The organism is Variovorax sp. FW305-3-2-15-B-LB1 (assembly GCF_058787635.1).
The window spans coordinates 1-5,610 of record NZ_JBYSZY010000109.1; the positions used below are offsets into that span (position 1 = coordinate 1).

General features: G+C 70.1%; 5 protein-coding genes and 1 pseudogene. 1 reads left to right on the forward strand and 5 read right to left on the reverse strand.

Translation table 11 applies throughout. The features are described from left to right. Positions 1-247 precede the first annotated feature (247 nt). From AC3WQR_RS31410 to AC3WQR_RS31425, 4 genes are read right to left on the reverse strand one after another with little or no spacing between them, the layout of a single operon-like run. Positions 248-1,033 carry an SDR family oxidoreductase gene (locus tag AC3WQR_RS31410; RefSeq protein ID WP_492745942.1) on the reverse strand — a complete coding sequence of 262 codons (786 nt, stop codon included), beginning with the start codon at positions 1,031-1,033 and terminating at the stop codon, positions 248-250. 43 nt (positions 1,034-1,076) lie between these two features. Then, entirely contained in the window at positions 1,077-1,727 is a 651-nt protein-coding gene (lptC, locus tag AC3WQR_RS31415) for an LPS export ABC transporter periplasmic protein LptC (RefSeq protein WP_062473614.1), read from the reverse strand. After that, entirely contained in the window at positions 1,724-2,272 is a 549-nt protein-coding gene (locus AC3WQR_RS31420) for a KdsC family phosphatase (RefSeq protein ID WP_369630735.1), read from the reverse strand. Before AC3WQR_RS31420 ends, lptC begins: the two co-directional genes overlap by 4 nt. Next, positions 2,272-3,273: a KpsF/GutQ family sugar-phosphate isomerase gene (locus AC3WQR_RS31425; RefSeq protein ID WP_095948397.1), complete on the reverse strand. Its 1,002-nt coding sequence runs from the start codon at positions 3,271-3,273 to the stop codon at positions 2,272-2,274. Before AC3WQR_RS31425 ends, AC3WQR_RS31420 begins: the two co-directional genes overlap by 1 nt. 86 nt (positions 3,274-3,359) lie before the next feature. Between AC3WQR_RS31425 and AC3WQR_RS31430 the strand changes: the two genes are divergently transcribed. Further along, complete coding sequence (locus tag AC3WQR_RS31430; protein ID WP_492745944.1) at positions 3,360-5,345, forward strand: monovalent cation:proton antiporter family protein; 1,986 nt, start codon at positions 3,360-3,362, stop codon at positions 5,343-5,345. A gap of 16 nt (positions 5,346-5,361) precedes the next feature. Here AC3WQR_RS31430 and AC3WQR_RS31435 read toward each other — a convergent pair. Further along, a pseudogene (locus AC3WQR_RS31435) lies at positions 5,362-5,610 on the reverse strand (hypothetical protein); the annotation flags it as partial.

Genomic DNA, 5,610 nt, shown 5'->3' on the forward strand with positions numbered 1-5,610 from the left:
GGTGGTGGTCGTTCGGGTGGCGGCGGCGGTGGTGGCGATGGCGGTTTCCGCAGCCCCTACGGCGCAGGTCCCCGTGGCGGCGGCGGTGGTCGCAGCGGCGGTGGCGGCTACGGCGGCGGCGGCAACGGTGGGTACTGAACCCCGTTCACTCCTTCGCATGCCTCACGGCACACAAACACAAAAGGCTCCCTCGGGAGCCTTTTTCTTTGCCTGCGTGCTGTGCCCGCTGTGCAATCGGCAATGAAGCTCAGGCTTCGCCGCTGCGCTTCTTGCGCGCCCGGCCCTGCACCGCGCGGTCGAGCACGGCATTGGGCAGCAGGCGCATGACCTTGGCGACCACGCCCATCTGCCACGGAATCACGCGGTAGCTCGTGCCAGCCTCGATGGCGCGCAGCGCCTGAGCTGCGAAATCCTCGGGCTGCATGAGAAAGGGCATGCCGTAGCGGTTGCCCTGCGTCAGCGGCGTGTCGATGTAGCCCGGGCAGAGCGTGACGACCTTCACCCCGCTGTTGTGCAGTTCCCCGCGCAGGCTTTCGCAGTACGCGACCACGCCGGCCTTGCTCGCGCAGTAGGCGCCGTGCCCCGGCAGCCCGCGGATGGCGGCGACGCTGCCGATGCCCACGAGCCGCCCGCTGCCGCGCTGCACCATGGCCTGCACGAAGGGATGGAAGGTGGCGGCCAGCCCCACGTTGTTGACGGCGAAGGTGCGCGCCAGCACGTCGAGGTCCGAACGCTCGGCCGTGTCGATGCCGATGCTGATGCCTGCGTTGGCGATCACCACGTCGGGCACGCCCTGGCGCGCGATGCAGTCGGTGCCGGCGGCCACGATGCTGTCGGTGTCCGCCACGTCGGCGCCGTAGACCTGGTAGCGGCCCGCGTCCAGCTGGCGGCCCGTCGCCCAGGTTTCGATCTCGCCCGTGCGCCGCGCGACCAGCGCCAGCCGATAGCCCGCGTCATAGAAGCACGCGGCCAGCGCCTGGCCGATGCCGCTGGAGGCGCCAGTGATGAAGACGAGCGGTGCGGCGGTGGTCATGCGTGGATCGTCTCCCGGGAACTTGTTCTTGTGTGGCAGCCGCTCAGCGCGGCTTGCCTGCGGCGGCCGACGGCACCAGCACGCCGCGCACGCGGCCCGTGAGGTTGGCCACGCCGCTCAGGTTGTCGTAGTCGAGCGTATCGCCCGTGAACTGGTCGCTGCCACGGATGAGCGTGACCGGCTTGTTCGACTGCACCTTCTCGGTGTCGAGGAACGCATGCAGGAACTCGCCGCGAAACTCCAGCCGCGGCGTGGCCTTGCCGCTCGCGCTCACCGCCGGTTCGCGGATCACGATCGCGTTGCCGAACAGCTGGATCTCGCTGCCGTCGGAATTCGACAGGCCGCGGTTCGCCGACGAGCGCGTGACCAGCCCCTCGGGCGACACCGAGCGCATGCGCACCTGGTCGACCTCGATGGTGTCGGTGTCCGGGTAGTGCCGTCCCTCGGTGCCGTGCAGCTCGCTGCGCAGGTCGCCGTTGGGCAGGAAGTTCTTGATGACGAAGTCCCGCATGAAGTAGTCGGGCTCGTGCGTGGGCGCCGCCTTGACGGTGGGCTCCAGCAGCTTGGGCGCATTGCGCACCAGCCAGTAGGTGCCCAGCGCCACGCCCGCCATCAGGATGATCGGCAGGTAGATGGTGGTGCGGTCGAGCACATCGCGCGTGAGGTGCCAGGCGCGTCGCAGCTGCGGGCTCATGGTCGGGGGCCCAGGGCAGCGTCGAGCAGCGGGCGGTACTGGCCGCAGGCCGTCAACAGCAGGTCGCAGAATTCGCGTGCCGCGCCTTCGCCGCCACGCGCGGTGGTAACGTAGCGCGCCACCGCGCGTACCTCGGTGTGCGCGTTGGCCGGCGCCGCCGCGAAGCCGACGCGGGTCAGCACGGGCAGGTCGGGCCAGTCGTCGCCGATGGCGGCGGCCTGCGCCCAGGTGAAGCCGAGCTGCTTCAGCATGGCCTCGGCGGCGGGCAGCTTGTCTTCGGTGCCGTAGCGCACGTGCTCGATGCCCAGCGCCTCGAGCCGCACGCGCAGCGGCTTGGAGTCGCGCCCGGTGATCACGGCCGGCGTGATGCCGGCCTTGCGCAGCAGCTTGAGGCCGTAGCCGTCGAGGATGCTGAAGCGCTTGAGCGTCTCGCCGTGCTCGGTGAAGTACACGCCGCCGTCGGTCAGCACGCCGTCGATGTCGAAGAAGACGATGCGCACGTCTTGCGCGGCCAGCAGGGTCTCGGCCTGGAAATCAAGCGGCATCAGATGACCTTCGCGCGCATCAGGTCGTTGGTGTTCACCGCGCCGACGATCACCCCCGCGCCGTCGATCACGAACAGGCGGGTGATGCCGCATTGCTCCATGAGTTCGGCCGCCTCCACCGCCAGCGCGTCGACGCGGATGGTGCGCGGGTCGCGGTGCATGATGTCGGCCGCCTTGGGCGTGCGCAGGTCGGCGCCGGCCTCGATCAGGCGGCGCAGGTCGCCGTCGGTGAAGATGCCCAGCGCCCGGCCGTCGGGCTCGACCACCGCGGCGGCGCCGAAGCCCTTGATGCTCATCGCGCGCATCAGCTCGCTGACGGTGGCCGTCGGCGGCACGCACGGCACCTCGTCGTCCGAGCGCATGACATCGCTCACGTGGGTGAGCAGCTTTCGGCCCAACGCGCCGCCGGGGTGCGAGCGGGCGAAATCTTCGGAGCCGAAACCGCGCGCGTCGAGCAGCGCCACGGCCAGCGCGTCGCCCATGGCGATCTGCGCGGTGGTGCTCGCGGTGGGCGCGAGGTTCAGCGGGCAGGCTTCCTTGGCGACGCCAGCGTCGATCACGATGTCGGCATGGCGCGCCAGGGTGGAATCGGGGCGGCCGGTCATGGCGATCAGGGGCACGCCCTGGCGCTTGACCACCGGCAGCAGCACGGTGAGTTCGTCGACCTCGCCGCTGTTGGAGATGGCCAGCACGAGGTCGACCGCCTTGATCATGCCGAGGTCGCCGTGGCTGGCCTCGGCCGGGTGCACGAACATCGCGGGCGTGCCGGTGGAGGCGAGGGTGGCGGCGATCTTGCGGCCGACGTGGCCGCTCTTGCCCATGCCCATCACGACCACACGGCCGCGCACTTCGAGGATCTTGCGCACGGCCTCGACGAAACTCGGGCCGACGCGGGCCTTCAGGCCGAGGACGGCTTCGGCTTCGATGTCGAATGTGACGCGTGCCCGGGCCAGGATGGCGTCGGGGTCGACCACGTGGGTCGGGGCGGGGCGGGAGCTCATCGCCGGATTTTACGAGGCGGGCGCGGTCGGCGATCACATGGCCCGGGGAAGCCCGGGGCACGGACATTGCTCTAGCATCGGCGCCTATGTCTTCGTTCGATCTCACGCTGTTGTATCTGTTGGCCGCGGTGATCGGCGTGGTGGCCTGCCGGTCGCTCAAGCTGCCGCCGATGCTGGGCTACCTGACGGCCGGCGTGCTCATCGGCCCGCATGCGCTGGCGCTGGCGCAGAACTCCGAAGGCATCCGCCACCTGGGCGAATTCGGCGTGGTGTTCCTGATGTTCGTGATCGGGCTCGAGTTCAGCCTGCCCAAGCTGCGCGCCATGCGCAAGCACGTGTTCGGGCTGGGTCTGCTGCAGGTGCTGCTGACCATGGCGCTGGCCACCGCCGGCGCGCTGATCATCGCCACGCAGCTGCCGCCGGCCTGGCAGCTGGGGTGGCAGACCACGCTGGCGCTGTCGAGCGCGCTCACCATGAGCAGCACCGCCATCGTGGTCAAGCTGATGGCCGAGCGGCTCGAGCTGGAGAGCGAGCACGGCAAGCGCGTGATGGGCGTGCTGCTGTTCCAGGATCTGGCCGTGGTGCCGCTGCTGGTGCTGATTCCCGCGTTGGGCGCGCCGCCCGAGGCGCTGGCCAAGGCGCTGGGCTTCGCGCTGGTGAAGGCCACCTTCCTCATCGGCGTGCTGCTGTACGGCGGGCCACGCATCATGCGCTGGTGGCTCACGCTCGTGGCGCGGCGGCGCAGCGAGGAGCTGTTCATCCTGAACGTGCTGCTGATCACGCTGGGCCTGGCCTGGCTCACCGAGCTGGCCGGCCTGAGCCTGGCGCTGGGTGCCTTCATCGCCGGCATGCTGGTGTCGGAAACCGAATACAAGCACCAGGTCGAGACCGACATCCGCCCCTTCCACGACGTGCTGCTGGGGCTGTTCTTCATCACCGTCGGCATGTCGCTCGACTGGCACATCGTGGTCGAGCGCTGGCTGCTGGTGGCGGTGCTGCTGCTGGTGCCGCTGCTGTTCAAGCTGGGGCTGGTGACGGTGCTGGCGCGGGTGCTGGGCGCCACCTCGGGCGTGTCGCTGCGCACCGGCCTGTACCTGGCGCAGGCCGGCGAGTTCGGCTTCGTGCTGCTGGCGCTCGCGCAGGACCGCAACCTGCTGCCGCCGTGGCTGGCCAATCCGGTGCTGGCGTCGATGGTGCTGTCGATGCTGGCCACGCCCTTCATCATCATGTACAGCAACGCCATCGTGCGAAAGCTGGTGGCCAGCGACTGGCTGCAGCAGTCGCTGCAGATGACGACCATCGCGCGCAAGACCATCAACACCGCGCAGCACGTGATCATCTGCGGCTACGGGCGCTGCGGCCAGAACCTGGCGCGCATCCTGGAGCGCGAAGGCATTCCCTACATGGCGCTCGACCTGGACCCCGACCGCGTGCGCCAGGCCGCCGCGGCCGGCGATTCGGTGGTGTTCGGCGACGCGGCGCGGCTGCAGGCGCTGATGGCCGCGGGCCTGGCGCGTGCCAGCGCGGTGGTCGTCACCTACCTCGACGTGGGGGGCGCGATGAAGGTGCTGGCCAACACCCGCGCCCACGCGGCGCACGTGCCGGTGATCGTGCGCACCCAGGACGACCACGACCTCGAGAAGCTGCAGGCCGCCGGCGCCACCGAGGTGGTGCCCGAGGCCATCGAGGGGTCGCTGATGCTCGCCAGCCATGCGTTGGCGCTGGTCGGCGTGCCGATGCGGCGCGTGATCCGCGTGGTACAGGACCAGCGCGACGCGCGCTACAACCTGCTGCGCGGCTACTTCCACGGCGCCGACGACGACAACGCCGACGAGATCGATCACGAGCGCCTGAACAGCTTCACGCTCACGCCGGGCGCACGCGCCATCGGCCAGACGCTGGGACGGATGGCGCTGCCGACGCTGGGCGTGCGCGTGGCCAACCTGCGCCGGCAGGACGGTCAGGCGCGTGTGCCGGACGACGACACGCTGCTGTCGGACGGCGACACCCTGGTGCTGTCGGGCAAGCCCGCCGCGCTGGCGATTGCCATCGAGCGGCTGCAAAAGGGCTGAGCCCGCCGTCGCAGGCTCAGTTCAAGAGCGACGGGTTGCGCTTTTCCTCTTCGATGCGCTGCTGACGGCGCACCGCCTCGCACTGTGCGTGCGACCTGTACTCGGGCTTCACGCACTGGGCCGCCATGCATTGCGCCTTGGCGATGAAGTTGCGGTCGCCGCATTGGGCCTGCGGGTCGGCCGGCGGGGCCGGTGGCGCTGGCGCGGGTGCCGGGGCAGCCGCCACAGGTGCTGCGGCGGGCCGGGCCAGTCTCGAATACACAAC